Below are 26661 nucleotides of genomic sequence, written 5' to 3' on the forward strand. Positions count from 1 at the left end.
CACCAAGCTGGCGCCCTTACGTCACGCAGGGCGCATGGCCTCCCTGTGCCCAAAGGATGACCCATCCCATGTCCACCTACAGCAACAACTACTACACCGCCACCATGCGCCCTGCCCCACCGCGCCCACCGCTACAGGGCACCGTCCAGGCCGACGTCTGCATCATTGGCGGCGGCCTGGCGGGGCTGAGCTGCGCCTGGGAGCTGCTCGCGCGGGGGCGGTCAGTGGTGCTGCTGGAGGCTGCACGCATCGCCTGGGGTGCATCGGGCCGCAACGGTGGGTTCGTCCTGCAAGGCTGGTCGGAAGGTTTATCGGCCATCGAGCGGCGCTGCGGCACCCACACCGCGGCATCGCTGTTCAAGCTGTCGCTCGAAGGGGTCGACATCGTGCGCGACATGATCACCGAGCACCAGCTGGAGGGCTGCGCCCCGACCACCGGCAAGCTCAGCGTGGTGCGCTACGACGACGCCGACAACCTGCAGCGCCTGCGCGACCGCATGGCACGTGAGTTCGACTTCGACCTGCAATACCTCGATACCCAGGCAATCCGTGGCCAGTTGAATACCGATCGGTACTTCCAGGGCCTTCGCGACAGCCATGGTTTCCATTTCCACCCGTTGAACTACTGCCTGGGCCTGGCCAAGCGGATCGAAGACAAGGGCGGTCGGATCCACGAGCATTCATCGATGGTGCAGGTGCACAGCCGCGCAGGCCGGCACCGGGTCCAGACCCGACACGGCACTGTCGACTGTGCCGATGTGGTGTATTGCTGCGGCGGTTACGGCGGCCCGGAGTTCGGCCACCTTCGCCGCGCATTCCTGCCCATTGCCACCTATGTGGTGCTGACCGAGCACCTGGGCGAACGTCTGAGGGATGTGGTGCGCACCACCGATGCCGTGGGCGACAACCGCCGTGCCTCGGACTACTACCGCATCGTCGATGGCGATCGCCTGCTGTGGGGCGGTCATATCACCACGCGTAACCTGCAGGATGAAAAACGCCTGGGGCAGTTGTTGACCCGCGACATCCTGGCCGTCTACCCCCAACTGCAAGGGTTGAAGATCGAAAAAGCCTGGTCGGGGCTGATGGGCTATGCACGCCACAAGATGCCGCATATCGGCCCCATCGGGCCGCGGCTGTGGTCCTGTACATCGTTCGGGGGCCATGGTATGAACACCGCTCCCATCGGTGCGCGGGTGGTCGCCGAAGCCATCTGCGGTGAAACCGATCGCCATCGGCTGTTCGATGCCTACGGCCTGGAATGGAATGGCGGGCCCTTCGGCCCGGCCGCAGCGCAAACGGTCTATGCCGGCCTCAGGCTGATGGACATGTTCCAGGAAGCACGTTCGCATCGGCGGGCCGCCCTCAAGCCATGAAACCGACCGAGGCCATCACCCCCCCATGGATGCGCAGACCCCCGGCTCCCTGTTCAGCCTGACCGAGAAGGACAGGCAACTGCTCGCCCTGCTGCAGGCCAACGCCCGCGAACCCACCGCCTCGCTGGCACGCAAGCTCGGCGTGGCGCGCTCGTCGGTGCAAGAGCGCATCCAACGCCTGGAAAAAGCCGGGGTGATCACCGGCTATAGCGTGCGCATCGACCAGGACAAGCTGCGCCAGACCATCAACTGCTTCACCATGACCTCCTGCACCAACAAGAGCTACACCGACGTGATGACCGCCTTGCGCAAGATGGAGGCGGTGCAGGCGGTGTATGCGGTGTCTGGCGAGTCGGACTTCATCATCCACCTGGCCACCCACACCCTGGGCGAGCTCAACGCCGAGCTCACCCGTATCAATATGATCAAGGGTGTGGCCCACACGGCCTCGCATATCGTCATGGAAACCAAGTTCAGCCGACGCCTGGAGTTGTAGCGCCCTGCCTGTATGGCGTATTTCAAGGCGATCTGTAGCTAACACCCGCCTGGTGGCTGCTCTAGCATCGAGCCCACTGATGGAGGGCATGCCATGAACGAAGTCCCCGGCAATATCGACTGCGCGGGCCTGAAGGTCCGCCGCCTTGGCCTCGACGATCTGGACGTGATCTGCCGCCACCGCGAGCGGATGTTCCTGGAGGCCGCCGGCGATCCTGAACAACTTCGCCAGATGACCGAGCATTTTCGGCCCTGGCTGTCACAGCGCCTGGGCGATGGCCGCTACTACGGCTTCGCCTTGGTAGAAGGTGAGCATGTCGCTGCCGCCATCGGCCTGATGAGCATCGACTGGCCACCGCACCCGGCCCATCCGACCCGCGACCAACGTGGCTATGTGTTGAACGTGTTCGTCGAACCCGACTATCGGCGCCGGGGCCTGGCGTCAGCGTTGATGAAGCTGGCCGAGGCCGAGTTCGCCCGGCGCGACATAGCGTTCGCCGTGCTGCATGCCACCGAGGCCGGCAGGTCGGTGTATCTGGCGCAGGGGTGGAACGCCACTGCTGAAATGGCCAAGCACTTGGGTTGAAAGCGTGCAAGCCGGTATGGCGCTATCCCTAAAAATAGCGCAGGACAGGTAGGAGCCGGCTTGCCGGCGATAGGGCCGAAGCAGGTAAAAAAAACCCCAGCCATAGGATGACTGGGGTTTTGATCACACCGAAAGCGGTGTGTTCCAGAATTACTGCTGCTGCGGCAGCTTGTCGATCGGACCGCAACCGCCAATAACTTTGGAAATGGAAACCGAAGGGTGGAACAGGTAGTCGTACGAGCAGTTCTTCTGCTGGTTGAAGACTTGGCCGGTGCAACCGGAGAGCAGCGCCACGCCGGAAACGACAGCGACAGCAACAGTGGCCTTGATCAGCTTTTTCATTACTAAATCCTTTAATTTATAATTCACCACCGTACTGATGGCGCCGCGATATTAGCAAACGCGTTCAAAAAAAAGAATTGCCAATGTGCACAGGCTTAGTTGAACGGTTACAACGGCTTTTTTATCAATCCAATCCCTTGATCCCCTTTAGTATTTCCACTCAATTGAATGCCTGCTCGTCATACAAAAGCGCCGCTCGAAAGTGTGACTTGCATCACAAAAGGCAACGTGTGAAGTTCAACTAATTAGCCTTTGTCTCTTCACGTTTTGGCCGCCTCAAAGCAATTGACGCACCTCCTCGACCACCTGCCGGTTGACCCAAACCCCTTGCGCCTGCGATCGTTTGCGGGCACTGAAACGACGCTGGGAAGGCAGGCGTGCACCCTGTTCGGTGATCGCGGCGAACAGGTGTTCCGCCCGCTGCATCCCGGCTTCGACATCGTCCCCCAGGAAGGCCTTGGGGTCGAAGGCCAGCAAAAGCTCGCCATGGCACGGCGTGGCACCAGCGCCGGCGTCGAACGCCATGGATTCGAGGCTGGTCATGTCACCGATCAGCGCGCCAGCGAGCAATTCGATCATCGCCGCCAGGGCCGAGCCCTTGTGGCCGCCGAAGGTTTGCATCGCACCCGCCAGCGCCGCGCTCGCATCGTTGGTCGGCTGGCCATCGCTGTCCAGCGCCCAGCCATCGGGGATAGGCTTGCCCTGGAGCGCGTGCAGTTCGATGTCGCCACGGGCGATGGCGCTGGTCGCGAAGTCGAACACGAACGGCTCGTTGCCCGGGCGCGGCCAGGCGAACGCCAGGGGGTTGGTGCCGAACACGCCGCGCTTGCCACCGGCCGGCGCTACCCAGCTGTGGCTGGGGGTCATTGCCAGGCCGACCAGCCCGTGGGCGGCGATGGCCTCGACTTCCGGCCACAGGGCCGAGAAGTGGAAACAGTTACGGATGACCAGCGCTGCGATCCCTTGCTGCCGTGCCTTCTCCACCAACAGCGGCAGGCCGGTCTGGAAGGCCAGGAGCGAATAGCCCTGGTGCGCATCCACCTTGACGATGGATGGGCCCTGGTCGTGCACCGTCGGCAACACTGCCGGGTCGACCTTGCCGGAGCGCAGCGAACGCACGCACACCAATACCCGGTACAGGCCATGGGAATGGCACTCGTCGCGCTGGCCCTGGGTGATCACCTCAGCGATGGCCTGGGCGTGGGCCATGGACATGCCATTGGCGAGCAGGGCATTGACCGCCAGGTCATGGACCTCCTCGAGGCTCAGGTGGATCGAATCAGTCTGGTTCATGTGTTTTCTCCTCGAAACAACGCTCCCGCTGCGGGCGCGGCTGTGCCATCACGGCGCCGTGACCAGGGCTTTCGCCCTGGATCGCGGGGCGTCGGGTCAGCTGGCGTGCGCAGTGCTCAACCCCTTCACCGCAGGTTGCACGTGGGGCTCGTCTTCTTCATCGGCTTCCAGGCGCACCAGGTGGGCCGGCACGCCGGTGCAGGCGCCCCAGTAGTAGATGCCCAGCGAGCACAGGGCGACGATGACGTTGTCCAGCGGATGGGCCAACACGCCCAGGCCGCCGAAGCTGCCGAGCTTGGACAGCACGATGATCATCGCGTAGAAGCCCACCAGCCAGAGCGAGGAACGCACCTGTTGTTTGAGCGACAGGTGCTCGGTGGGCACGAAACGCCCGGCCAGCAGGTAGACCAGGAACATCAGGATCTGCAGGCTGAGCAGCCAGGACACGGTGTTCCAGCCAGACCAGTAGACGATCAGCGAGGCGATGATGAACGACACAGGGCCCAGCAAGCCCAAGGCCTTGACCCGGAACGGACGCACCAGCTCCGGGGCGCTGCGGCGCAGGGCGGCGACCGAGACCGGCGCCACCGCGTAGCTGAGCACCAGCGCAGCGGACACCACGTTGATCAGCGCCTCCCAGGACGGGAACGGCAAGGTCCAGAAAATCGACATGGCAAAGGTCAGCCACAGGGCCGGGCGTGGAATGCCGGACCCCTCGTCGATGCGTGTGAACACCTTGAAGAAGGTGCCAGTACGCGCCCAACCGTAGATGACCCGCGGCGTGGCGTTCATGTAGATATTGCCGCAGCCGCTCGGCGAGATCACCGCATCGGCGATCACCAGGTAGGCCAGCCAGCCGACGCCCAGGGTGATGGCAATGTCACGGTACGGCAGCGAGAATTCCTTGCTGATCTGGCCCCAGCCGTTGGCGAGCATCTCGGTCGGCACACTGCCGAGGAAGGCTACCTGCAACAGCACGTAGATGGCCGTGGACAGCAGCACGGAAAGAATGAGCGCGATCGGGATGGTGCGTTGCGGGTTACGCACCTCGCTGGCTACCGAGATGATCGGCGTCAGGCCCAGGTAGGCGAAGATGATGCCGCCACCGGACACGGCCATCTCGATGCCGGACATGCCGAACGGCGCGAAGCCCTGGATTTCCAGGTTCTCCGGGCTGAAGAAGCTGTAGAGCACGACGATGACCAGCAAGGGCACGATGAACTTGAAGGTGCTGATCAGGTTGTTGGTCTTGGCGAAGGTCTTGACGCTGCGGTAGTTGACCACGAAGAACAGGCACAACAGGGCGAACTGCACCAGCCAGCCGGCCAGGGTCGCGTCGTTGCTACCAGGCTTGGTCAGTTGCGGGAACCAAGCCGCGGCGTACTGCCGCGAGGCGACCACTTCGATCGCCACCAGGCTGGAGAACGCGATGATGGTGATGAAGCCCATCAGGTAGCCCAGCAACGGGCCATGGGAAAACACTGGGTAGCGCACCACGCCGCCGGCGCGTGGCAAGGCGGCGCCCAGTTCGCAGTAGACGATGCCCAGCAGCAGCACGGCGAAACCGCCGATCAGCCAGGAGATGATGCCCGCCGGGCCGGCGATGGCCGAGACGTGGCTGGCAGCGAACAGCCAGCCGGAGCCGAAGATTGCGCCCAGGCCGATGAACGTCAAGTCCATCAGCGACAGTTGTTTCTTGAATTTACCTTGGCCTGACATAGCTAAGCCCTTTTTTGTGGATTATTGAAATAGGCAGAAACTGTGTTGGAGATCGTGGTCGTTCGCAGGTAAAGCAAAGGCCTCTGGGTTCGAGGAGTGACGCTTGTCGCGATGGCGCAAGCGGCGTTTCCTGTTTCAGCGATGGGTTGCAAAAGCCCGTTCCAGACAGGCGGATGGTCTATGGCCGCCGAGCAGGAGTCAGGGTCGAGGAGGTGCCAGGCACGCTCGTTCTTTTCTAGGTTGAACTGATCGCGGCCAGGATTGCTTGATGGTTTTCATCAACCCTGATGACGAATTCGGCACAATTTGCATCCGCTGCTTGACGCCGGGCCGCCATGTGCAGGCATCCTGAAAAAAACAATCCGCCCGTGCCACACGGCCCAGGGACAGGCTCCCGAACTGCAGGACCGCCACCATGCCCGAGTCGCATTTCGCCGCCATCAGCGAAGGCCTCAGCGCCCATCGCCCCAAGAACATGAAGGAGCTCATGGGCTGCATCTCGCTGATGCAACCCATGCTCGATGCCATCCCCAACGCCGTGATCTTCGTCAAGGACGCGCAAGCCAGGTACCTGATGGCCAACCGCACGCTGGTGGAGCGCTGCGGCTTGAAGTCCCTCGCCCCGCTGCTCGGGCGCACCAGCGCGCAGGTCTTTCCGGCACAGCTCGGGCCGGGCTACACCGAGCAGGACCGGCGCGTGCTCGAAGGCGCCCTGGTGTTGCAGGACCAGTTGGAAGTGCACCTGTACGGGACACAGCAACCGGGCTGGTGCCTGACCCACAAGCGCCCGATCCTCAACCGCCAGGGCGAGGTCATGGGCCTGATCGGGGTTTCCGTCGACCTGCAGTCCGCCGCCCAGGCGCATCCGGCGTACCAGCGGTTGTCGGCGGTGGATGCCTACATCCGCGAGCACTACCACCGCCCGATCACCCTCGATGACCTCACCGCGGTCGCCGGCCTGTCCGTGGCGCAGCTGGAGCGCTACTGCAAGCGGATCTTCCACCTCACGCCGCGGCAGATGATCCACAAGGCCCGGCTGGAGCAGGCGCACCTGTTGCTGCATTCCGAGCTGCCGATCACCGAGGTGGCGCTGCGCTGCGGCTATTCCGACCACAGCGCCTTCTCCCGGCAGTTCAAGACCATGACCGGCTTCACACCGCGCCAGTATCGCCAGGCGACCCGCGGCTGATCGACTCGGGCCCGGCCCGCTCCTACAGGGGATGTCGGCTTACTGGCGATAGGCGTGATGCGATCAAAACGTGTGAGAGGCTTGATTGTATAAAATCTACATTGTATAAAATCTGCAATCCGCCCCACCCCAGCCCTCCGGCTGATGCTTGCAGAGGATCCATAATTTCAATGAAAAGCATCCATGTCATCGACTCCCACACCGGCGGCGAACCCACCCGCCTGGTCATGAGCGGCTTCCCTGCCCTCGCCGGCCAGACCATGAGCCAGCAGCGCGATCACCTGCGCAACGAGCACGATCAATGGCGCCGGGCAACCCTGCTCGAGCCCCGCGGCAACGATGTGCTGGTCGGCGCCCTGTACTGCGAGCCCGTTTCGCCGGACGCTACCTGCGGCGTGATCTTCTTCAACAACACCGGCTACTTGGGCATGTGCGGCCACGGCACCATCGGCCTGGTCGCGTCGCTGCACCACCTGGGCATCATCGAGCCGGGCGCGCACAAGATCGACACCCCCGTCGGCCCGGTGGAAGCCACCCTGCACAGCGATGGCTCGGTGACCGTGCGCAACGTGCCGGCCTACCGCCACCGCCACGATGTACCGGTACAGGTGCCAGGCTACGGCGAAGTGCGGGGCGATATCGCCTGGGGCGGCAACTGGTTCTTCCTGGTCTCCGAGCATGGCCAGACCCTGGAGCTGGGCAATGTCGAGGCGCTGACCGCCTACACCTGGGCCATCCTGCAAGCACTGGAGGCCAACGGCATCTACGGCGAGGACGGCGGCGTGATCGACCACGTCGAGCTCTTTGCCGCTGACCCGCAGGCCGACAGCCGCAATTTCGTGATGTGCCCGGGCAAGGCCTATGACCGCTCGCCGTGTGGCACCGGTACCAGCGCCAAGCTCGCCTGCCTGGCCGCCGATGGCAAGCTCGCACCGGGCCAGGCCTGGGTCCAGGCCAGCATCACCGGCAGCCGCTTCGAAGGCCGCTACGAACAGGAAGGCGAACGTATTCGCCCCTCCATCACCGGCCGTGCCCATGTCACGGCAGACAGCCAACTGCTGATCGACGAGCAGGACCCCTTCGCCTGGGGCATCTGCCAGTAACCCGAGCACGTCGCCTTACGACGCGACACCCCTGACCACCGACCTGAATGAATGCTTCAAGGAGCCCACAATGACTGACAATATCTTCACCGGCTGCATTCCTGCCCTGATGACCCCCTGCACCCCGGAGCGCAAGCCCGACTTCGACGCGCTGGTGAAAAAGGGCCGTGAGCTGATCGATATCGGCATGAGCGCGGTGGTGTACTGCGGCTCCATGGGCGACTGGCCGCTGCTGACCGAAGCCGAGCGCCAGGAAGGCGTGGCGCGCCTGGTCGCCGCCGGCATCCCGACCATCGTCGGCACCGGCGCGGTCAACTCCCGCGAAGCGGTTTCCCACGCAGCCCATGCCGCCAAGGTCGGTGCCCATGGCCTGATGGTCATCCCGCGCGTGCTCTCCCGCGGCTCGTCGATCCCGGCCCAGAAGGCGCACTTCAAGGCCATCCTGGAAGCCGCGCCGAACCTGCCGGCGGTGATCTACAACAGCCCCCACTACGGTTTCGCCACCCGCGCCGACCTGTTCTTCGAACTGCGCAACGAGCACCCGAACCTGATCGGCTTCAAGGAGTTCGGTGGCGCGGCAGCCATGAGCTATGCGGCCGAGTTCATCACCTCCAAGGACAACGAAGTGACGCTGATGGCTGGCGTGGATACCCAGGTGTTCCATGGCTTCGTCAAGTGCAACGCCACCGGCGCCATCACCGGCATCGGCAACGCCCTGCCGCGTGAAGTGCTGCAACTGATCGCACTGTGCAAGCAGGCCGCCGCCGGCGACGCCAAGGCTCGCCGCCTGGCGCTGGAGCTCGAAGGCGCCCTGGCCATCCTGTCCTCGTTCGACGAAGGCGTCGACCTGGTGCTGTACTACAAGCACCTGATGGTGCTCAACGGCGACAAGGAATACACCCTGCACTTCAACGAGACCGACGTGCTGAGCGAGTCCCAGCGCCGCTACGCGGAAAACCAGTACGCGCAGTTCCGCCAGTGGTACGCCAGCTGGGTAGCTGAAAACAACCTGGCCTGATCCCACGCCGGCTTCATCTCCCTGAGGCGGCACGCCTGCCGGTGTGCCGTCTTACTCCCCGCCCCTATCTGGCGCGGGAATTTCCGTCTTCTCGACCTCAGGAGAGCCCTATGAGTCTTTCAGGTAACCTGCTGATCGGCCAACGCGCCGTTGCCGGCACGCAAGCACCGGTCCATGCCATCAACCCTGCCACCAACGATCGGCTCGAACCGGCCTACCTCGGTGGCAGCCGCGAGCATGTCGAGCTCGCCTGCAGCCTCGCCTGGGACGCGTTCGACCGCTATCGCGAGACGTCGCTGGAAGCCCGCGCGGCCTTCCTCGAACGCATCGCCCAGCACATCGAGGCCCTCGGCGACACGCTGGTCCAGCGCGCCGTGGCCGAGTCCGGCCTGCCGCAAGCGCGTATCCAGGGCGAGATCGGCCGCACCTGCTTCCAGCTGCGCACCTTCGCCCGCACCGTGCGTGCCGGCGAGTGGCTGGACGTGCGCGTGGACCAAGCCCTGCCCGAACGCCAGCCCCTGCCACGCCCCGACCTGCGCCAGCGCCATATCCCCTTGGGCCCGGTGGCTGTGTTCGGTGCCAGCAACTTCCCCCTGGCCTTCTCCGTGGCCGGCGGCGACACCGCTTCGGCCTTGGCAGCGGGCTGCCCGGTGATCGTCAAGGCCCATAGCGCCCACCCCGGCACCAGCGAACTGGTCGGCCGTGCCATCCAGCAGGCGGTGCGCGAGTGCGACCTGCCCGAAGGCGTGTTCTCGCTGCTGTACGGCTCGGGCACCGAAATCGGTATCGGCCTGGTCAACGATCCACGTATCAAGGCCGTGGGCTTCACCGGCTCGCGCAGCGGTGGCATAGCCCTGACCCAGGCCGCCCAGGCACGCCCGGAGCCGATCCCGGTGTATGCCGAGATGAGCTCGATCAACCCGGTGTTCCTGTTCGAGTCGGCCCTGCGCAACCGTGGCGCCGCGCTGGCCGAAGGCTTCGTCGCCTCGCTCAACCAAGGCGCGGGCCAGTTCTGCACCAACCCTGGGCTGGTCATTGCTATAAAAGGTGAAGCCCTGGACGCCTTCATCACCACCGCCGCTGACGCCATCATCAGAAGCCCGGCCCAGACCATGCTCACCCCGGGCATCTACAACGCCTACAACAACGGCGTCCAGGCCCTGGCCAGCAATGCCAATGCCCACCTGCAGGCCAAAGGTGTCGCAGGCGACGGCCACAACCAGTGCCAGTCTCACCTGTTCGTCAGCAGCGCTAGCGACTTCATGCGCGACCACGCCCTGCAGGCCGAAGTGTTCGGCTCCGCCTCGCTGGTCGTCCAGTGCGATGACCTGGCCCAGGCCAGGCAGGTGGCCGAGCAGCTCGAAGGCCAGCTCACCGCCACCGTGCATATGGACGCTGCCGACAGCGAAGCAGTCGCCACCCTGCTGCCGACGCTGGAGCGCAAGGCCGGGCGAATCCTGGTCAATGGCTGGCCGACCGGCGTGGAAGTGTGCGATGCCATGGTCCATGGCGGCCCGTTCCCGGCCACCTCCGATGCCCGCAGCACCTCGGTGGGCACTGCGGCGATCCTGCGTTTCCTGCGCCCGGTGTGCTACCAGAACGTCCCGGACGACCTGCTGCCGCCAGCGATCAAGCAGGGCAACCCGCTGAACCTCGGCCGCCTGGTGAATGGCCAGCGAGAGCACTGATCGGCCATGGGCAGACCTCCACCGACAGCCCCGTGCCACGTCGGTGGATGCTGCCAGGCCCTTTTGCATACAATATGCAAATTCCAACCGGGTCCCTGAACAGTAACTATGGCTAGCTTCAAGACACGTGCCCAGCACGTTGCGGACGATCTTCGCAAACGGATACTCAGCGGCGAGTTCAAAGGCGCCACCCAGCTGCGCCAGGACGCGCTCGCGCGCGACTACGACGTCAGCCGCATTCCGGTGCGCGAGGCGCTGCTGACCCTGGAGGCCGAAGGCCTGGTGGAGTTCCACCCCCACCGGGGCGCGTTCACCACCGAACTCTCCACGGCCACCATCCGCGAACTGTTCGACCTGCGCGTGCTGCTCGAATGCAGGGCACTGGCGCAGGCCATTCCGAAGCTGACCCCAAGCGAACTGGACCGCGCCGAGCGCCTGCTGGACCAATACGACGCTGCACTGGACTCGGGCAGCGATATCGACAACTGGAGCGAGCTGAACTTCGCCTTCCACACCGCGCTCTACTCGCCCGCCCAATTGCCGGAAACCCTGGCGATGATCACGCACCTGAACACCAAGTGCGACCGCTATATCCGCATGCAGCTGCTTTATACGCGGGAGATCCAGAAAGCCGAGAAGGAACACCGCGAGCTGTTGGAGTTCGCCCGCGACAAGAACATCGAGGCGGCCTGCCGCCTGCTGGACCGCCATATCCGTGAAGCCTGCGAGGGCATCGTCGCGGTCCTGGAAAACAGCTTGAACCACTGACCCCGCGCCCTGGGTATTTTCCAGGGCGTGGTTCGGATAAACCAATTGTATAAAATCTACGATCACGAGGTAGCGGATGCATTCAGACGAACTTCACCGTGCCGCCAGTAACGACGCCTATGACATCGCCGTGGTGGGCGCAGGGGTCGTAGGCGTCGCCTGTGCCCTCGCTCTATCCCGCCAAGGGCACCGCGTGCTGGTGCTGGATCGGGACGAACCGGGCAAGGGTGCATCGTTCGGCAACGCCGGCCACCTGGCCACCGAACAAGTGTTCCCCATTGCCGATGTGTCCATCCTCAAGCGCCTGCCGGCCATGCTGCTGGACCCGATGGGGCCGCTGCGCCTCGATTGGCGTTACCTGCCCAAGGCCCTGCCCTGGTTCACCCGATTGCTGCTGAACCTGCGCCAGCGCCCCTACCGCAACAGCGTCGCTGCATTGCGTGCGCTGAACGAAGCCAGCCTCGATGCCTGGCGCCGGTTGCTGGCCTCGATCGGGCATGCGCAGCTGCTCAAGGACGACGGCTCGCTGCTGGTGTTCGAGCGCTCTGAATCACACAGCGCCATCGAGGCCCTCAAGCAGAAGATGCAGGCCCAGGGCGTGCCCGTCGAGTTCTGGGATGCCGCCGCCGTACAACGCACCGCGCCGCAGTTGGCCGAGTCGATCCAGGGCGGGCTGTTCTTCCCCGCGACCGGGCATTTCATCGATCCGCACCTGGTAGTGACGACGCTGGTTCAGGCCGCCCGGGAAAACGGCGTGCGCTTTGCCCAGGAACACGTCGACAGCGGCCAATTGGTAGCGGACGGCGTGGCGCTACGCACCGGCAGCGGCGAGGTTCGAGCCCGCAAGGTATTGATCGCCTGCGGCGCCCATTCGGCCAAGCTCACCCGACAACTCACCGGCAAGACAGTCCCACTGGACACCGAGCGCGGCTACCACCTGATGCTGCCCCACGAGCACGACCGCCTACCCCTGGCCGTGACCTTCATGGAGCGGCGCTTCATCATGACGCCTATGCAAGGCGGTCTGCGCCTGGCGGGCACCGTGGAGTTCGCCGGGCTGGAGCGCGCGCCCAACATGCAACGTGCCTGGCAGCTTCATCGCCTGAGCCAGGGCCTGTTCAAGAATGAATTGAATATCGAAGCCGCGAGCACCTGGATGGGCTTTCGCCCTTCCCTACCCGATTCATTGCCGGTGATCGACCAGGCCTGCGACGGCCGCGTGCTGCTCGCCTTCGGCCACCAGCACCTGGGGCTGACCCAAGCGGCGACCACTGCGGAAATGGTGGCGTCCATGGCCGGGGCCGTGTCCATCGAGGGCAAACCGCTACCAGCGTTCGCGCCCTACCGGCTGGATAGATTCTAGCCTGCACGGATATGCGCAGGCTGAACAGGAGTTCCACGTTTCAGGGTTGAGCCAAGCCCCTAAGGGTTCGGCTCAACCAGACACCGCTTAGGTGAGATCTTTCACCGTTTTCGAAACACCATTGTTTTGCACCGACACGATGCCCGCATCTCGGGACTGCGACGTGGTGTACATCTGGCTCGTACCAATGATCTGATGGTTGGCGGCCTTCAGATTGAAGTAAAACCTGCCATTGGAAGACTCCCGCTTTTCGTAACGCTCGGCCGACGGGCTGTTCGTCTGGACCGAGGCAATTCCATTTTCGGCTGACTTCTTCGCCTCATACAGCTCGCTGGTGAGGATGACCTCCCCGTTCCCTGCCTTCAATACGAATCTCACTTGATCGTTGCTGCTTTTGCTCAGTTCGAACCAGCCGGCCATAGGCGCTCCTTGGTGTGATGCGACAGTGTTGACGACATCGAATACCTTTCATGCCTTTCGAGTATGCACAACCTGTTGGACATTTCCATTAACAGCGCAACGGCGTAAGCAGTGGAGTTCGGTCGTATCCAGCGGGTGCTCGACCATAGACAAACCTGATGAGCCGACGCATCGGACGCGCCATTTGCATGGTTTGCCGTACGCGTACCGACAGCTCTTTGGGCGAACCCTCTGGAACGAGATACTTCACTTCGAAGTCACGCTTCCAATGGTCTTCGCTCCGCTCGAATCGTGTTTTTTGGCACGCAATATACCGACGTTAACCAACGTCTTCGCCAGCAATCAGATTGACGTCATGGAAAGGATTTCCTGAACGCCGCCCACAGAAACACAAAGCCCCTGACTCCTTATTAGGAATCAGGGGCTTCGCGCTTCACATGTATGGCGGAGAGATAGGGATTTGAACCCTAGGTACTGTTGCCAGTACAACGGATTTCGAATCCGTCCCGTTCGACCACTCCGGCATCTCTCCAGTGGCGCGCATGATACCAGCGATTTCGTGAAAGGCAAACCCTTCTTTGAAAAAAATTCGCGTGGTATCAGGCGCTTGCGTGAGCGAGGCGCTTAGAGCGGCACGCCCAGGCGCTTGGCCACTTCCTCGTAGGCTTCGATGACATCACCCAGGCCTTGGCGGAAGCGGTCCTTGTCCATCTTCTTGCGGGTTTCCTTGTCCCACAGACGGCAGCCGTCCGGGCTGAACTCGTCGCCCAGGACGATTTGGCCGTGGAACACGCCGAACTCCAGCTTGAAATCGACCAGCAGCAGGCCGGCGTCGTCGAACAGCTTGCTCAGCACTTCGTTGACCTTCAGCGACAGCTGCTTCATGGTCGCCAGCTGCTCGGCGGTGCCCCAGCCGAAGGCCACGACGTGGGATTCGTTGATGAAGGGGTCGCCCTTCTCGTCGTTCTTCAGGAACAGCTCGAAGGTGGACGGCTCCAACTTGATGCCCTCCTCCACGCCCAGGCGCTTGACCAGGCTGCCGGCGGCGTAGTTGCGCACCACGCACTCGACCGGGATCATGTCCAGCTTCTTGACCAGGCATTCGTTGTCGCCCAGCAGCTTGTCGAACTGGGTCGGGATGCCGGCTTCTTCGAGCTTCTGCATGATGAAGGCATTGAACTTGTTGTTCACCATGCCCTTGCGGTCGAGCTGTTCGATGCGCTTGCCGTCGAACGCCGAGGTGTCGTTACGGAACAGCAGGATCAAGCGGTCGGCGTCGTCGGTCTTGTAAACCGATTTGGCCTTGCCGCGGTAGAGTTCTTCGCGTTTTTCCATGATGGGCTCCGCTTGCTTGAGTAGGTGGGCTAGGCGATTTCGCGCCAGTCGAGCCCGTGTTCCTGGTTCGCCACCTGGAGCCAGTCCGGGTCGCACCCCAAGGTGTCGACGAAGCACTGGCGGGCCAGTTGTGGCCGGTTGTTCTTGCTGCTGAGGTGGGCCAGCACCAGGTGCTGCAGGTGTTGCCAGCCCAGCTCGGCCACCAGGCTCGCGGCCTGGTGGTTGTTCAAATGCCCCTGGTTGCCGCCGACCCTGAGTTTCAGGAAGTGCGGGTAATGCCCCCGGGCCAGCATGTCACGACAATGGTTGGCCTCGATCAGCAGGGCGTCCAGGCCTTGGTAACGGTCCAGCAGGTACCTGTCGTAGGAGCCCAGATCGGTGAGCATGCCGAAACGTCGGCGGCCATCGCTGAACACGTACTGCAGCGGCTCGAACGCATCATGCTCGACCCGGTTCGCACTGACCTCCAGCGCGCCGATGCGCAGGCTGTCGCCACAACGCAGGAAACCCGTCGCCTCCACCGGCTTGCGCATGCCGCGCAGGGTGCCTTGGCTGAGATAGACCGGTACATTGTAGCGCCGCGCCAGCAGCCCCACCCCATGCACGTGGTCGGCATGTTCGTGGGTGACCAGCACCGCGCTCAGCTGTGCCGCAGACACACCGAGCAGCGCCAGGCGCCGCTCGGTCTCGCGCAGGGAAAAACCGCAATCGACCAGGACGAAGGTATCGTCATGGGCGATCAGCGTGCCGTTCCCCTGGCTGCCGCTTCCAAGTACCGCGAAACGCACTTAGCCCAGGTGGTCCTGAATCATGCTCAGCACGCGGCGGGCCACATCGGCTGGCGCCACGGTGTTGATGTTCTTCTCGACGGTGACCTGGACGTTCTCGCCCACCTTGCTCAGGCGAACCTGGTAGCGCTCGGCACGGGCTTCACGCTCTTCCTTGGACGGCTCGCTGCCGAACATGCGGCCGAAGAAGCCTGGCTGGTCCTGCTTGTCGTCGGGTTTCTCGGACAGGTTGATGTAGTACAGGCCCAGGCTGCGGTTGATGTCCTCGACCCGCCACTCGCCCTGCTCCAGGGCGCGGCCCACGCTGGACCAGGCGCGGTCCAGGTCGGCGCCCAGGTACAGCACCGGGTTGCCGCTGCCGTCTTCGCTCAAGCTGACGCGGCTTGGCGCGTCGAAGTCGCGGGCGGCGAGCAGGGACACCGAACCGCCTTTCTCGGCGCTGCGGTTCATGCTGGCCAGCATCTCGTCGACCAGCAGGGCGTCGGCGGCAGTGTTGGCGGAGCTGGACGGGAACTCAGGCTCGGCGGTACTGCCGGCCGGGCGCTCGACGCTGACGATGTACACCTCGGAGGTGTTGCGCTGCACACCAGGCTCCATGCGAACGCGCACGCGCACTTCGCTGTCTGGACTGCTGGAGGCGCTGGCCAGGCGTTGGCCAAGGGATGCGGACAGCTCGTCGAAACGCTGCCAGGTGGTGTTGAATTCACCGGTCTGCGGGCGCTCTTCGGCGATGCGGAAACCGTTGTCCTCGAAGAACTGGCGGGCCACCGGCCAGACTTCGGCCGGGGCACGCTGGGCCAGCACCCAACGGCTGCTGCCGCTGCGCTGCAGGGTGAAATCGCTTGCTTCGGCCGCTGCGGTCAGCGGCTGCGGGCGCGGCACCTCGAACTCGCCGGTGGCGTGATCGTCGGCGACGTTGCGCGGGATCGGCAGCAGCGGGTCCAGGCGCTTGACGTTGCTGGCGTCCGGCGGCAGCTGCATCGGTGCAGTGGGGTGCGCCTGCAGGTAGTCGCTGCCGCGGTCGCGGAAATAGCCATCCTCGCCCCACAGCCAGCCGCAACCGCTGGTGCTGGAGATGATCAGGGCAAGGGTGGAGAGACCAGCCAGTCGCTTCATGCGGTGTACTTCCTCGATTAAACCAGTACGCCGGACTGGCGCAGGGCCGCACGGACTTTTTCGTGGCAGCCTTCGCTCAGCCAGGTCAGCGGCAGGCGGATGCCCTTCTGCATCAGGCCCATCTCCACCAGCGCCCACTTCACAGGGATCGGGTTGGCTTCGCAGAACAGGTCTTTGTGCAGCGGCATGAGTTTTTCGTTGATTGCGCGGGCCTTCTCGGCATTGCCCTCAAGGGCGGCCTCGCACAGGTCGGCCATTTCGCGCGGGGCGACGTTGGCGGTGACCGAGATGTTGCCCTTGCCACCCATCAGGATCAGCTCGACGGCAGTCGGGTCGTCGCCGGACAGGACGATGAAGTCCTTGTCGACGCCGTCGAGGATGGCCTTGGCGCGCACCAGGTCGCCGGTGGCTTCCTTGATGCCGATGATGTTCTTGACCTTCGACAGGCGGATCACGGTCTCGGCCTGCATGTCGCAGGAGGTGCGGCCGGGCACGTTGTAGAGGATCTGCGGGATGTCGACGGCTTCGGCGATGTGCTTGAAGTGCTGGTACAGGCCTTCCTGGGTCGGCTTGTTGTAGTACGGCACCACCAGCAGGCAGGCGTCGGCACCGGCATTCTTGGCGTTCTGGGTCAGGTGGACGGCTTCGGCAGTGGAGTTCGCACCGGTACCGGCGATGACCGGGACGCGATGGTTGCTGCGCTTGACGCGCTCGACCACGTGCTTGATGACCAGGATATGCTCTTCGACATCCAGGGTGGCGGACTCGCCAGTGGTGCCGACCGCGACGATCGCGTGGGTGCCTTTTTCCAGGTGGAAGTCTACAAGCTTGTCGAGGCTGTCCCAATCAAGACGCCCTTGTGCATCCATGGGTGTGACCAATGCCACCATACTGCCCGCAATCATGTAACTGCTCCTGCCGGAAAAAGAGAGCGGTAATGGTACTGGCGCCATCGGCCTTGCACAAGCGACGCAGGTGGGCGGAGCATTCCCCTCGGCGCTGCTTTTCGCTACCCTTCTCCCTTTGATCGGCGCAGCGTGGCCCGCCGGGCCGTCGACAATGCTCCGCGCCAGCGTCCACGACCTCGATTGCGAGCCCGGGGCCCTGCCGACAGGAGGCTTTCGCCTGTCCTGTGCCGACCGCTCATCGCTTTAGGAATGCTGCATGTCCACCCCCACCGTCCGCGAACAGTTCCTCGTCATCAGTGCCTTGGGGCCCAACCCCATGGAGCTGGCCAATGTCCTCAGCCGTGCCGCCTTCGACAATCGCTGCGCGGTGATCACCTCGCGCCTGACCCGCCACGGCGAGACCAGCGCCGTGGTGCTGCAGGTCGGCGGCAGCTGGGATGCCCTGGCCCGCCTGGAGTCCGTCCTGCCGGGCCTGGCCAAGAAGCACGGCCTGACCCTCGACGTGGTGCGCAGCGCCGACCAGGAAGTGCGCCCACAAGCCCTGCCCTACGTAGCCTATGTAAGCGCCGCCTATCGCCCGGACATCGTCAGCGAACTGTGCCAGTTCTTCCTCGACCACCGCGTCGAGCTGGAAAGCATGACCTGCGACACCTACCTGGCGCCCCAGACCGGCAGCAGCATGCTCAATGCCCAGTTCACCGTGATCCTGCCGGCCGGCACCCAGATCAGCTGGCTGCGCGACCAGTTCCTGGACTTCGCCGATGCCCTGAACCTGGACGCGCTGATCGAACCCTGGCGCCCACAGAACCCCATGTAAGGAAGCTCCCATGGCCGTAGCACTCGACCAACCCGTCGCCGATTTCCAGGCCCAGGCCACCAGCGGCCAGGCCATCAGCCTTGCCGGGCTCAAGGGCAAACAGGTGGTGCTGTACTTCTACCCCAAGGACAGCACCCCGGGCTGCACTACCGAGGGCCAGGGCTTCCGTGACCAGCACGAAGCCTTCCAGGCCGCCAACACCGTGGTGTTCGGCGTGTCCCGCGATGGCCTCAAGTCCCATGAGAACTTCAAGGCCAAGCAGGGCTTCCCGTTCGAGCTGATCAGCGACAAGGATGAGGCCCTGTGCCAGCTGTTCGACGTGATCAAGCTCAAGAAGCTGTATGGCAAGGAATACATGGGCGTGGACCGCAGCACCTTCCTGATCGACAAGGACGGTGTGCTGCGCCAGGAATGGCGTGGGGTGAAGGTGCCGGGGCATGTGGATGCGGTGTTGGCTGCGGCACAGGCGCTGGATAAGGCTTGAGATCGATTGGGGCTGCCTTGCAGCCCTTTCGCGGCACAAGGCCGCTCCTACAGAGGATTGCGCGCTTCTGTAGGAGCGGCCTTGTGCCGCGAAAGGGCCGCAAAGCGGCCCCAGCCACTTCAAAGCATCGGTGAAACGCTAGGCTCCTGCCTCGGCCACGCATCCAGCACCGCCTTGAACAACGTCGCCAGCGGGATGGCGAAGAAGATCCCCCAGAACCCCCACAGCCCGCCGAACAGCAGCACCGCACAGATGATCGCCACCGGGTGCAGGCTGACCGCCTCGGAGAACAGCAACGGCACCAGCACATTGCCATCGAGTGCCTGGATGATCGCGTACACGGCCATCAGGTAGATGAACTGGTCGCCCCAGCCCCATTGGAACAGCGCGATCAAGGTCACCGGCACGGTCACCACCACCGCCCCGACATAGGGCACCACCACCGACAACCCCACCAACAAGGCCAGCAACGCCGCATAGTTGAGCCCCAGGCTGATGAAGGCGATGTAAGTGGCGATGCCGCAGATCAGGATCTCGATGCCCTTGCCGCGGATGTAGTTGGCGATCTGCCGGTTCATCTCGTCGCCCACCCGGTTCAGCAGGGTGCGCTGGCGCGGCAGGTAACCGCTGACCCAACGGGCGATGAGCTCGCGGTCCTTGAGGAAGAAGAACACCAGGATCGGCACCAGCACCAGGTAGATCATGGCGTTGACCAGCAGCGGCAGGCTCGACAGGGAAAAGGTCAGCGCCCACTGGCCGAACTTGCCGATCTCGCCGCGCACCGACTCGATGGCGCGCAGCACCTGCTCGTCCGATACCAGGTGCGGGTAGCGCTCGGGCAACAACAGCAACAGCGACTGCCACTTGCCCAGCATGCCCGGCAGCTCGTTGAACAAGGTGATCAACTGGTGCCAGAGCAGCGGCACCAGCACCAGCATGAACACCGCCAGGGCGCCCATGAACAGCGCGAACACCACCCACACGGCCAGCCGGGTCGGCACGTGCAGACGCTCCAGCGCATTGACCAGGCCCTGCATGAGGAAGGCCAGGACCATGCCGGCCAATACCGGCGCGAGCATCCCGCCCAAGGTCAGCACCACGGTGAAGGCCAGGAACAGCAGGACCGCCAGCACCACCGCCTCCTCATCTGAGAAGTAGCGCTGCATCCAGTCGCGAAGCACTTTGAACATTGACGATCCTTGGGGTGGGGCTCAGGCCTTGCGCAGCCAGTAGGTATAGACGCCGGCCTCGGCGGTTTCACGAAGCAGCGTATGACCGGCAAGCTGGGCAAAAGTGCGGAAGTCGCGCTGGGAACCGGCATCGGTAGCGATCACCTTGAGCACCGCGCCGCTGGCCAGGCGGTTGAGTTCCATCTTCGCCTTGAGTAGCGGCAACGGGCAGTTCAGCCCGCTGGCATCCAGCTCGGCGTCGCAGGTCAGGGTGTCAATCATCCGGTAATCTCCTGGCGGGGCAATCTAGCATTGCAGACAAGTTCGGTAGGATAACGCCACTGGTCGCCAACGTGTGAGCCGGCTACAGTAGGCTTTTTGACCGACGCGAGCTTCATGCATGAATCTACTGCGCCCTACCCTGTTGACGCTGGCCTGCCTGATGGCCCTGCCCGGCCATGCCGACGACCTGCCGTCACTGGGTGACGCCAGTTCGGCGATCGTCTCGCCCCAGCAGGAGCATCAACTGGGCCGGGCCTGGCTGAGCCTGCTGCGCGGCCAGGTCAACCAGCTCAACGACCCGCAGCTCAAGGACTACGTCGAGACCAGCGTGTACAAGCTGGCCGAGACCAGCCAGCTGCAGGACCGGCGCCTGGAGTTCATCCTGATCGACAGCCGCGAGCTCAACGCCTTCGCGGCGCCAGGCGGGATCGTCGGGGTCAACGGCGGCCTGTTCCTCAACGCTCAGACCGAAGGCGAATACGCCTCGGTGCTGGCCCACGAACTGGCGCACTTGTCCCAGCGCCACTTCGCCCGCGGCGTCGAAGCCCAGCAGCGCATGCAATTGCCGATGATGGCGGCGCTGCTGGCCGGTATCGTGCTGGCGGCAGGCGGTGGTGGCGATGCCGGCATCGGCGTGATCGCCGGCACCCAGGCCGCGGCGATCCAGGAGCAGCGCCGCTTCTCCCGGCAGAACGAACAGGAAGCCGACCGCATCGGCATCCAGAACCTGGAAAAGGCCGGCTACGACCCGCGCAACATGCCCACCATGTTCGAACGCCTGGCCCGCCAGTACCGCTACGACGCCAAACCTCCGGAGTTCCTGCTCACCCACCCGGTTACCGAGTCCCGTATCGCCGACACTCGCAACCGTGCCGAGCAGGCCCCCAAGGGCGGCGTGGAGGACAGTGCGCGCTACCAGCTGATCCGCGCCCGCGTCGCGTTGATCTATGAAGGCACGCCAGGCCTTGCCGCCAAGCGCTTCCGCGCCCAGCTCGACGAAGACCCGAAACTCGACGCCGCGCGCTATGGCCTGGCCATCGCGCAGATCAAGGGCGGCCAGCTCAACGAAGCGCGGGCCAACCTGCAGCCGTTGCTGGCGAAGGCCCCGAACGACATCACCTACAACCTGGCCCAGGTCGACCTGGACATCACCAACAACCGCCTGGCCGATGCCCAGCAGCGGGTCGAGCGCCTGCGTGCGCTGTACCCGAGCAACTACCCGCTGCAGCAGGTCCGCGCCGACCTGCTGATCAAGCAGAACCGCCCGGCTGAAGCCGAGAAGGTGCTGGACGACCTGATCAAGCGCCGCCCCTACGACCCGGACGTGTGGTATGACGTAGCCGAAGTGCGCGGGTTGTCGGGCAATACCATCGGCTTGCACCGGGCCCGCGCCGAGTACTTCACCCTGGTGGGCGATTTCGACCAGGCCATCCAGCAGCTGGACTACGCCAAGCGCCGTGCGGGCAGCAATTTCCCGCTGGCATCGCAGATCGACCAGCGCCAGCGGGAAATCCTGGAACAGCAACGGATGGTCAAGGAGATGATGGGGCGCTAGGTCTGCCGCCCATCGCGGACAAGGCCGCTCCTACAAGGGTTAGCGTCCCCCCTGTAGGAGCGGCCTTGTGCCGCGAAAGGGCTGCAAAGCAGCCCCGCTGGGTGTCGACTCAGGCGTTACCGGACAGCTTCAACCGTGCAGCCTGGGTAAAGTCCAGCATCCGGTTCAACGGCTTGATCGCCTTGGGCACCAACGCCGGGTCGACGAAGATCTCGTTGCTGCCCTTGCGCAGGCAGTCGAGGGTGCGCTCGAGGGTGTTCATCGCCATCCACGGGCAGTGCGCACAGCTACGGCACGCCGCGCCGTTGCCGGCAGTGGGCGCTTCGACGAATTCCTTGTCCGGGCACAGCTGCTGCATCTTGTAGAAGATGCCCCGGTCGGTGGCGACGATGAAGGTCTTGTTCGGCAGCGTCTGGGCGGCCTTGATCAACTGGCTGGTGGAACCCACCGCATCGGCCAGCTCGATCACCGATTCCGGCGACTCCGGATGGACCAGGACGGCCGCATCGGGGTACAGCGCCTTCATGTCGGCCAGCTGGCGCGACTTGAACTCCTCGTGGACGATGCAGGCGCCATCCCACAGCAGCATGTCGGCGCCGGTCTGCTTCTGGATATAGCGGCCCAGGTGCTGGTCCGGGCCCCAGATGATGGTCTCGCCGTTGTCCATCAGGCTTTCGACGATTTCCAGGGCGCAACTCGAGGTGACCACCCAATCGGCTCGCGCCTTCACTGCCGCCGATGTGTTGGCGTAGACCACCACGGTGCGCTCGGGGTGCTGGTCGCAGAACGCCGAGAATTCCTCCACCGGGCACCCCAGGTCGAGGGAGCAGGTGGCTTCCAGGGTGGGCATCAGCACGCGTTTTTCCGGCGTGAGGATCTTCGCCGTCTCGCCCATGAAGCGCACACCAGCCACCACCACCGTACTGGCGGGGTGGTTCTTGCCGAAGCGGGCCATTTCCAGGGAGTCGGATACGCAACCACCGGTCTCTTCGGCCAGGGCCTGGATCACCGGGTCGCAGTAGTAGTGGGCGACCAGAACGGCGTTCTGGGCCTTGAGCTCGGCCGCGATGGCCGCACGGTATTCGGCCTCCTGCTGCGGCGTCAGCGGGTTGGGCTGCTTGGCGTCAAGATGGGCTTGAACCAACAGGCGTTCGGAAATCTGGGTCATGATCACGGGACCTGCGGGCGCGTATGCGCGTCACTCGAGTGTATCACCCGGCCCTGGCAGGTTGGCTGAAGGTGCCGGATGGCCGGCCAGGCCATCGCGGCCCACCTGCGGGCACGGCGTATTATCGGAGGCCGAAGGCTACAGACAATCGAGGCAATGCAAAAGGGCTTTTTGTGGCTTCGGGTTGGGACCCGCGCCCGGCGGCGGCCTGCCCCGGTCCTATCGCGGGGCAAGACCTCGTACCTGGGTTTCAGCCTTGCGGCGACAGTGCTGCCAGGTGAGCGCTCAGGAGCATAGCGAACTCTTCGACGGTCATCTTGCGGCCATTGAAGTCGACCATGCCATCGGCGTAATCCAGACGAGTGACCACGTTGTCACCCTCCACCGTGGCCATGCCGCTCTGCAGCGCCATCATGCCGACCATTTCCCCAGCCTGGCTGGACTGCTGGGCAATGGCCTGGGCGTCGGTCTGCCCATCGAGCAGTGCCTGCAACGTCGCCAGGTCCCCGACCATCGGCTTGGACACCGACAGCTTGCCCTCCAGGCGGGTGACGATCTGCTTGCCCAGCTGGTCGGCCGGCAGGTCGAAGGATGCCGGGCTGGCCAGGTCGACCGCCAGGTTGAAGCGGCTCTCGCCATTGGCGGTCTTGAACGACAGGTTCTCCAGGGCCAGTTGCGGCTTGGCCGCGAGCATCTTCTGCACATCGGCCTGGACCTTGGCCTGCTCCTCGGGGCTCAGGTCGAGCGAAGGCAACTGTTCACCTTGCGCGGCTGCCTGCTGGATGTCCGGCATGCGGGTCTGGTACCAGGCAATCAGCGCCTGCATGGCCGGGATGTCCAGGGACTTCATGCTCCAGACCATCTGCCCGCTGCCCACCGCACGCCCGGCATAGGTGATGTCGGCGACCTTGTATTCCAGGCGGCCGGACAGCTTGTCCTCGCCCTCGGCATCGTAGCGGTTGTTCTGCTCCAGGCCCTTGAGCACCAGGACATCCTGGCTGTTGCCCAGGGTGACCTGGGTCTCGGCCAGCGCCATGTCGAAGTTGCCGACATACACCAAATCATGGCCGGTGCCCTTGAGGTCGCCGGTGACCTTGAAGCCATTGAGCAGGAACTTGACCGGCGCCTGGTCAGCACCGACCAGGTTCATCTCCAGGCGCTCGGCCTTGCCATCGATGCGCACCGCCTGGCCCTCGCGGTCGCCCCGCAGTAGCACACGCATGCCGGAGAAATCCAGGCTGCTGCCGTCATCCTCGCTGAGCTTGAGGGGTGCCAGGCGGATATCGCTGGACAGGCTGCCGTCGTAGCCCAGGCTCACCTGGCCGGTCACCGGCGACTGATCGCCCGCGGCTGCGAACCAGGAGGCGGTGAAATCGTCCTTGTCCAGCTGGCTGTTGCTGGTGGCCATGACCGGCGCCAGGTTCAGGCGCTTGACTCGCGACCAAGGGAACGGGCCATGCTCGATCTGGTCGGTCACCCCCAGGTCGAAGTTCAGCGGCTCGCCTTCGCCGAGCCAGACATTCTGGGCCTTGAGCCGGTAGTGGGCGGTACTGGTGAAGAAGTGCTGCTCCAGCGAGACCAGTTCGATGGTCATACTGCCGCCAGTGCCGGCCATGGCCTTTTTCAATTCCTCGTTGCCTTGGGCGACGGAACGCTCGAGCTCAACGGGCAGCTGCTTGCCGGTATACCAGGCGCCGGCGGTGGTGGCGAGGGCGATGGCAACGGCCAGGCCGGAAAGAATGCCTACTGATTTCTTCATGAATAGAACCGATTGCTGTCCATAAGGGCGGATGCGCAGCGGGCGACGCCACGCGGGAGGCGAAGATTATCACTGCTGGCAACTTGATGCCCGACCCGTGACACTCGAAACGCCGGATCGTAAATTTTTACGAACACAGAAATCGATCTAAACCTTGATAGCACCTACAAAAAGACAGACAACCCTTAAAAACAACGATAAATCTTCACTAATGTTACATCTTGTCACGTTTCACTTGACACAAACTCGCCCTTCGTTTTTTATTTTTCACACCCACCCAGCGCCTACAAACGAAGAAGAACCGCGCCGACGATCATGACCCCCGTCCACCCCAACCCCCACGCGCCGCCTTCGACGTCCAGGCCCTGCCAGGCCTGATACAAGCGCTCGTCGCGCCCCGATCCGCTCCTACAACAAAAGGTGAACAACATGGAGCCCACCCGCTCGCCCTTGCCGTGCCTGCCGTACACCGTGCCTGTCGTCCAGCCCCAGGAGCGCCGCCCGCATGCAGCCTGACCACAGCGCCAACGGCAACGTCCAGTTCCGCAAGTCCCTGCGCTTGTGGCAAGTGGTCATCATCGGCCTTGCCTACCTGACCCCGATGACCGTGTTCGACACCTTCGGCATCGTCTCCGGCATCACCGCCGGTCACGTGCCCAGCGCCTACATCCTGGCGCTGCTGGGCATCCTCTTCACGGCGGTGAGCTATGGCACCCTGGTGCGCCGTTTCCCACAGTCCGGCTCGGCCTACACCTACACCCAGCGCGCCATGAACCCGCACATGGGCTTTCTGGTGGGCTGGGCCTCGTTGCTGGACTACCTGCTGCTGCCGATGATCAACGCCCTGCTGGCCAAGCTGTACCTCTCGGCCATGTTCCCGGAAGTACCGCAATGGGTCTGGGTAGCGGGCTTCGTCACCCTGATCAGCCTGATCAATATGCGCAGCATCAACCTGGTGGCCAGTTTCAATGGCCTGTTCGTCGCCGTACAGGTGGTGATCATGGCGGTGTTCGCCTACCTGTGCATTCGCGGCCTGAACCAAGGTGAAGGCCTGGGCACCAGCTGGACACTGGTGCCGTTCGCCAACGACCAGACCCAGCTCAACACCCTGATCGCCGGCGCCACCGTGCTGTGCTTCTCGTTCCTGGGCTTCGACGCGGTCACCACGCTTTCGGAAGAAACCCGCCAGCCGGAAAAGGTCATCCCCCGCGCGATCTTCCTGGTCGCCCTGATCGGCGGCGCGATGTTCATCTTCATCTCGTTCTACATCCAGGCCTATTTCCCGACCATGGCACGCTTCCACGACCAGGAAGCCGCCCTGCCGGAAATCGCCCTGTATGTCGGCGGCAAGCTGTTCCAGTCGATCTTCCTGGTGTGCACCGTGATCAACACCATCGCCTCGGGCCTGGCGTCGCAGACCAGCGTCTCGCGCCTGCTGTACGTGATGGGCCGCGACAACGTGATCCCCCAAGGCCTGTTTGCCCGCCTGCACCCCCGCTACAAGACGCCGGTGCTGAACATCGCCGTGGTCGGCCTGATCGCGCTGTCGGCGATCTTCTTCGACCTGGTGACTGCCACTTCGATCATCAACTTCGGCGCACTGGTGGCCTTCAGCTTCGTCAACCTCTCGGTGATCAGCCATTGCTACTTGCGAGAAGGCCTGAACCAAGGCCTGGCGAACAAGCTCAAGTATCTGGTACTGCCCACCATCGGCTTTTGCATCATCGCCAGGCTCTGGCTGAACCTGGACGTACACTCGTTGCTGTTCGGCGGCGTCTGGGCGCTGGCCGGCGTGCTATACCTTGCCTGGTTGACCAAGGCATTCCGGGTATCGCCACCGAGCTACATGGCCGAATGAGACTGCCTGCCGACAACGCCCGCGCCTGACGCGGGCGTTGTCCTTGACGAGAAGGAAAGCTC

The 26661-nt window shown here is 63.8% G+C and carries 25 protein-coding genes and 1 tRNA gene; 13 read left to right on the plus strand and 13 right to left on the minus strand.

Annotated elements, in window-relative coordinates:
• Positions 1 to 68 precede the first annotated feature (68 nt).
• The 3 genes from AC1MHZ_RS04050 to AC1MHZ_RS04060 all read left to right on the plus strand — a co-directional run bounded on the left by AC1MHZ_RS04050 (position 69) and on the right by AC1MHZ_RS04060 (position 2457).
• The gene (locus AC1MHZ_RS04050) at positions 69 to 1376 is read left to right on the plus strand and encodes an NAD(P)/FAD-dependent oxidoreductase (RefSeq protein ID WP_084858002.1); all 1308 of its coding nucleotides are present in this window, start codon (positions 69 to 71) and stop codon (positions 1374 to 1376) included.
• Positions 1377 to 1401: 25 nt separating this feature from the next.
• Positions 1402 to 1872, plus strand: coding sequence for an Lrp/AsnC family transcriptional regulator (locus tag AC1MHZ_RS04055; protein WP_084858003.1), 471 nt, complete (start codon positions 1402 to 1404; stop codon positions 1870 to 1872).
• A gap of 93 nt (positions 1873 to 1965) precedes the next feature.
• Positions 1966 to 2457 (plus strand): GNAT family N-acetyltransferase, encoded by a 492-nt coding sequence (locus AC1MHZ_RS04060; protein ID WP_482966047.1) that lies wholly within the window; start codon positions 1966 to 1968, stop codon positions 2455 to 2457.
• Positions 2458 to 2607: 150 nt separating this feature from the next.
• On the opposite strand, the gene AC1MHZ_RS04065 is transcribed toward AC1MHZ_RS04060, so the two are convergent.
• From AC1MHZ_RS04065 to AC1MHZ_RS04075, 3 genes are all read right to left on the minus strand, one after another.
• Positions 2608 to 2799 (minus strand): DUF4223 family protein, encoded by a 192-nt coding sequence (locus AC1MHZ_RS04065; RefSeq protein ID WP_084858005.1) that lies wholly within the window; start codon positions 2797 to 2799, stop codon positions 2608 to 2610.
• 276 nt (positions 2800 to 3075) lie between these two features.
• Positions 3076 to 4092 (minus strand): Ldh family oxidoreductase, encoded by a 1017-nt coding sequence (locus AC1MHZ_RS04070; RefSeq protein ID WP_482966048.1) that lies wholly within the window; start codon positions 4090 to 4092, stop codon positions 3076 to 3078.
• A 96-nt stretch (positions 4093 to 4188) separates the two neighbouring features.
• Positions 4189 to 5811, minus strand: a complete 1623-nt coding sequence (locus AC1MHZ_RS04075) for an APC family permease (RefSeq protein ID WP_482966049.1) — start codon at positions 5809 to 5811, stop codon at positions 4189 to 4191.
• Positions 5812 to 6286: 475 nt separating this feature from the next.
• On the opposite strand from AC1MHZ_RS04075, the gene AC1MHZ_RS04080 reads away from it, so the two are divergent.
• The 6 genes from AC1MHZ_RS04080 (at position 6287) to AC1MHZ_RS04105 (ending at position 12940) form a co-directional block, all read left to right on the plus strand.
• On the plus strand, positions 6287 to 7000 hold the full coding sequence (locus tag AC1MHZ_RS04080) for an AraC family transcriptional regulator (protein WP_416768253.1): 714 nt from the start codon (positions 6287 to 6289) through the stop codon (positions 6998 to 7000).
• Positions 7001 to 7170: 170 nt separating this feature from the next.
• Complete coding sequence (locus AC1MHZ_RS04085; protein WP_482966050.1) at positions 7171 to 8103, plus strand: 4-hydroxyproline epimerase; 933 nt, start codon at positions 7171 to 7173, stop codon at positions 8101 to 8103.
• A 70-nt stretch (positions 8104 to 8173) separates the two neighbouring features.
• Complete coding sequence (locus tag AC1MHZ_RS04090; protein WP_482966051.1) at positions 8174 to 9121, plus strand: dihydrodipicolinate synthase family protein; 948 nt, start codon at positions 8174 to 8176, stop codon at positions 9119 to 9121.
• Positions 9122 to 9231: 110 nt separating this feature from the next.
• Positions 9232 to 10809: an aldehyde dehydrogenase (NADP(+)) gene (locus AC1MHZ_RS04095; RefSeq protein WP_482966052.1), complete on the plus strand. Its 1578-nt coding sequence runs from the start codon at positions 9232 to 9234 to the stop codon at positions 10807 to 10809.
• A 108-nt stretch (positions 10810 to 10917) separates the two neighbouring features.
• Positions 10918 to 11577 (plus strand): GntR family transcriptional regulator, encoded by a 660-nt coding sequence (locus AC1MHZ_RS04100; RefSeq protein ID WP_084858012.1) that lies wholly within the window; start codon positions 10918 to 10920, stop codon positions 11575 to 11577.
• 76 nt (positions 11578 to 11653) lie between these two features.
• On the plus strand, positions 11654 to 12940 hold the full coding sequence (locus AC1MHZ_RS04105; protein WP_482966053.1) for an NAD(P)/FAD-dependent oxidoreductase: 1287 nt from the start codon (positions 11654 to 11656) through the stop codon (positions 12938 to 12940).
• Positions 12941 to 13027: 87 nt separating this feature from the next.
• Here AC1MHZ_RS04105 and AC1MHZ_RS04110 read toward each other — a convergent pair whose 3' ends face one another.
• From AC1MHZ_RS04110 to dapA, 6 genes are all read right to left on the minus strand, one after another.
• The gene (locus AC1MHZ_RS04110; protein WP_482966054.1) at positions 13028 to 13360 is read right to left on the minus strand and encodes a YegP family protein; all 333 of its coding nucleotides are present in this window, start codon (positions 13358 to 13360) and stop codon (positions 13028 to 13030) included.
• A gap of 442 nt (positions 13361 to 13802) precedes the next feature.
• Positions 13803 to 13892: transfer RNA gene (locus AC1MHZ_RS04115), tRNA-Ser, on the minus strand.
• A gap of 92 nt (positions 13893 to 13984) precedes the next feature.
• Complete coding sequence (gene purC, locus AC1MHZ_RS04120; protein WP_043213139.1) at positions 13985 to 14695, minus strand: phosphoribosylaminoimidazolesuccinocarboxamide synthase; 711 nt, start codon at positions 14693 to 14695, stop codon at positions 13985 to 13987.
• A gap of 29 nt (positions 14696 to 14724) precedes the next feature.
• Positions 14725 to 15483 carry an MBL fold metallo-hydrolase gene (locus AC1MHZ_RS04125; protein ID WP_324815186.1) on the minus strand — a complete coding sequence of 253 codons (759 nt, stop codon included), beginning with the start codon at positions 15481 to 15483 and terminating at the stop codon, positions 14725 to 14727.
• Positions 15484 to 16599 carry an outer membrane protein assembly factor BamC gene (gene bamC / locus AC1MHZ_RS04130; RefSeq protein WP_224456547.1) on the minus strand — a complete coding sequence of 372 codons (1116 nt, stop codon included), beginning with the start codon at positions 16597 to 16599 and terminating at the stop codon, positions 15484 to 15486.
• 17 nt (positions 16600 to 16616) lie between these two features.
• Entirely contained in the window at positions 16617 to 17504 is an 888-nt protein-coding gene (gene dapA / locus AC1MHZ_RS04135) for a 4-hydroxy-tetrahydrodipicolinate synthase (protein WP_084854506.1), read from the minus strand.
• Positions 17505 to 17763: 259 nt separating this feature from the next.
• Between dapA and AC1MHZ_RS04140 the strand changes: the two genes are divergently transcribed.
• Together AC1MHZ_RS04140 and AC1MHZ_RS04145 are read left to right on the plus strand one after the other, a co-directional pair.
• The gene (locus AC1MHZ_RS04140) at positions 17764 to 18324 is read left to right on the plus strand and encodes a glycine cleavage system transcriptional repressor (RefSeq protein WP_084854505.1); all 561 of its coding nucleotides are present in this window, start codon (positions 17764 to 17766) and stop codon (positions 18322 to 18324) included.
• A 10-nt stretch (positions 18325 to 18334) separates the two neighbouring features.
• A complete protein-coding gene (locus tag AC1MHZ_RS04145) occupies positions 18335 to 18808 on the plus strand; it encodes a peroxiredoxin (RefSeq protein WP_084854504.1) in 474 nt (157 codons plus the stop codon).
• Positions 18809 to 18927: 119 nt separating this feature from the next.
• Here AC1MHZ_RS04145 and AC1MHZ_RS04150 read toward each other — a convergent pair whose 3' ends face one another.
• Positions 18928 to 19998, minus strand: coding sequence for an AI-2E family transporter (locus AC1MHZ_RS04150; protein WP_084854503.1), 1071 nt, complete (start codon positions 19996 to 19998; stop codon positions 18928 to 18930).
• A 21-nt stretch (positions 19999 to 20019) separates the two neighbouring features.
• On the minus strand, positions 20020 to 20259 hold the full coding sequence (locus AC1MHZ_RS04155; protein ID WP_084854502.1) for a sulfurtransferase TusA family protein: 240 nt from the start codon (positions 20257 to 20259) through the stop codon (positions 20020 to 20022).
• 118 nt (positions 20260 to 20377) lie between these two features.
• Between AC1MHZ_RS04155 and AC1MHZ_RS04160 the strand changes: the two genes are divergently transcribed.
• Positions 20378 to 21814 carry a M48 family metalloprotease gene (locus tag AC1MHZ_RS04160; RefSeq protein ID WP_084854501.1) on the plus strand — a complete coding sequence of 479 codons (1437 nt, stop codon included), beginning with the start codon at positions 20378 to 20380 and terminating at the stop codon, positions 21812 to 21814.
• Between the two features lie 109 nt (positions 21815 to 21923).
• Here AC1MHZ_RS04160 and nadA read toward each other — a convergent pair whose 3' ends face one another.
• Both nadA and AC1MHZ_RS04170 read right to left on the minus strand, forming a co-directional pair.
• On the minus strand, positions 21924 to 22982 hold the full coding sequence (gene nadA, locus AC1MHZ_RS04165) for a quinolinate synthase NadA (RefSeq protein WP_084854500.1): 1059 nt from the start codon (positions 22980 to 22982) through the stop codon (positions 21924 to 21926).
• 250 nt (positions 22983 to 23232) lie between these two features.
• On the minus strand, positions 23233 to 24741 hold the full coding sequence (locus AC1MHZ_RS04170) for a YdgA family protein (protein ID WP_084854499.1): 1509 nt from the start codon (positions 24739 to 24741) through the stop codon (positions 23233 to 23235).
• Positions 24742 to 25246: 505 nt separating this feature from the next.
• Here AC1MHZ_RS04170 and AC1MHZ_RS04175 point away from each other — a divergent pair.
• A complete protein-coding gene (locus AC1MHZ_RS04175) occupies positions 25247 to 26599 on the plus strand; it encodes an APC family permease (protein ID WP_084854497.1) in 1353 nt (450 codons plus the stop codon).
• Positions 26600 to 26661 lie beyond the last annotated feature (62 nt).

The organism is Pseudomonas sp. FA-1 (genome assembly GCF_056856075.1).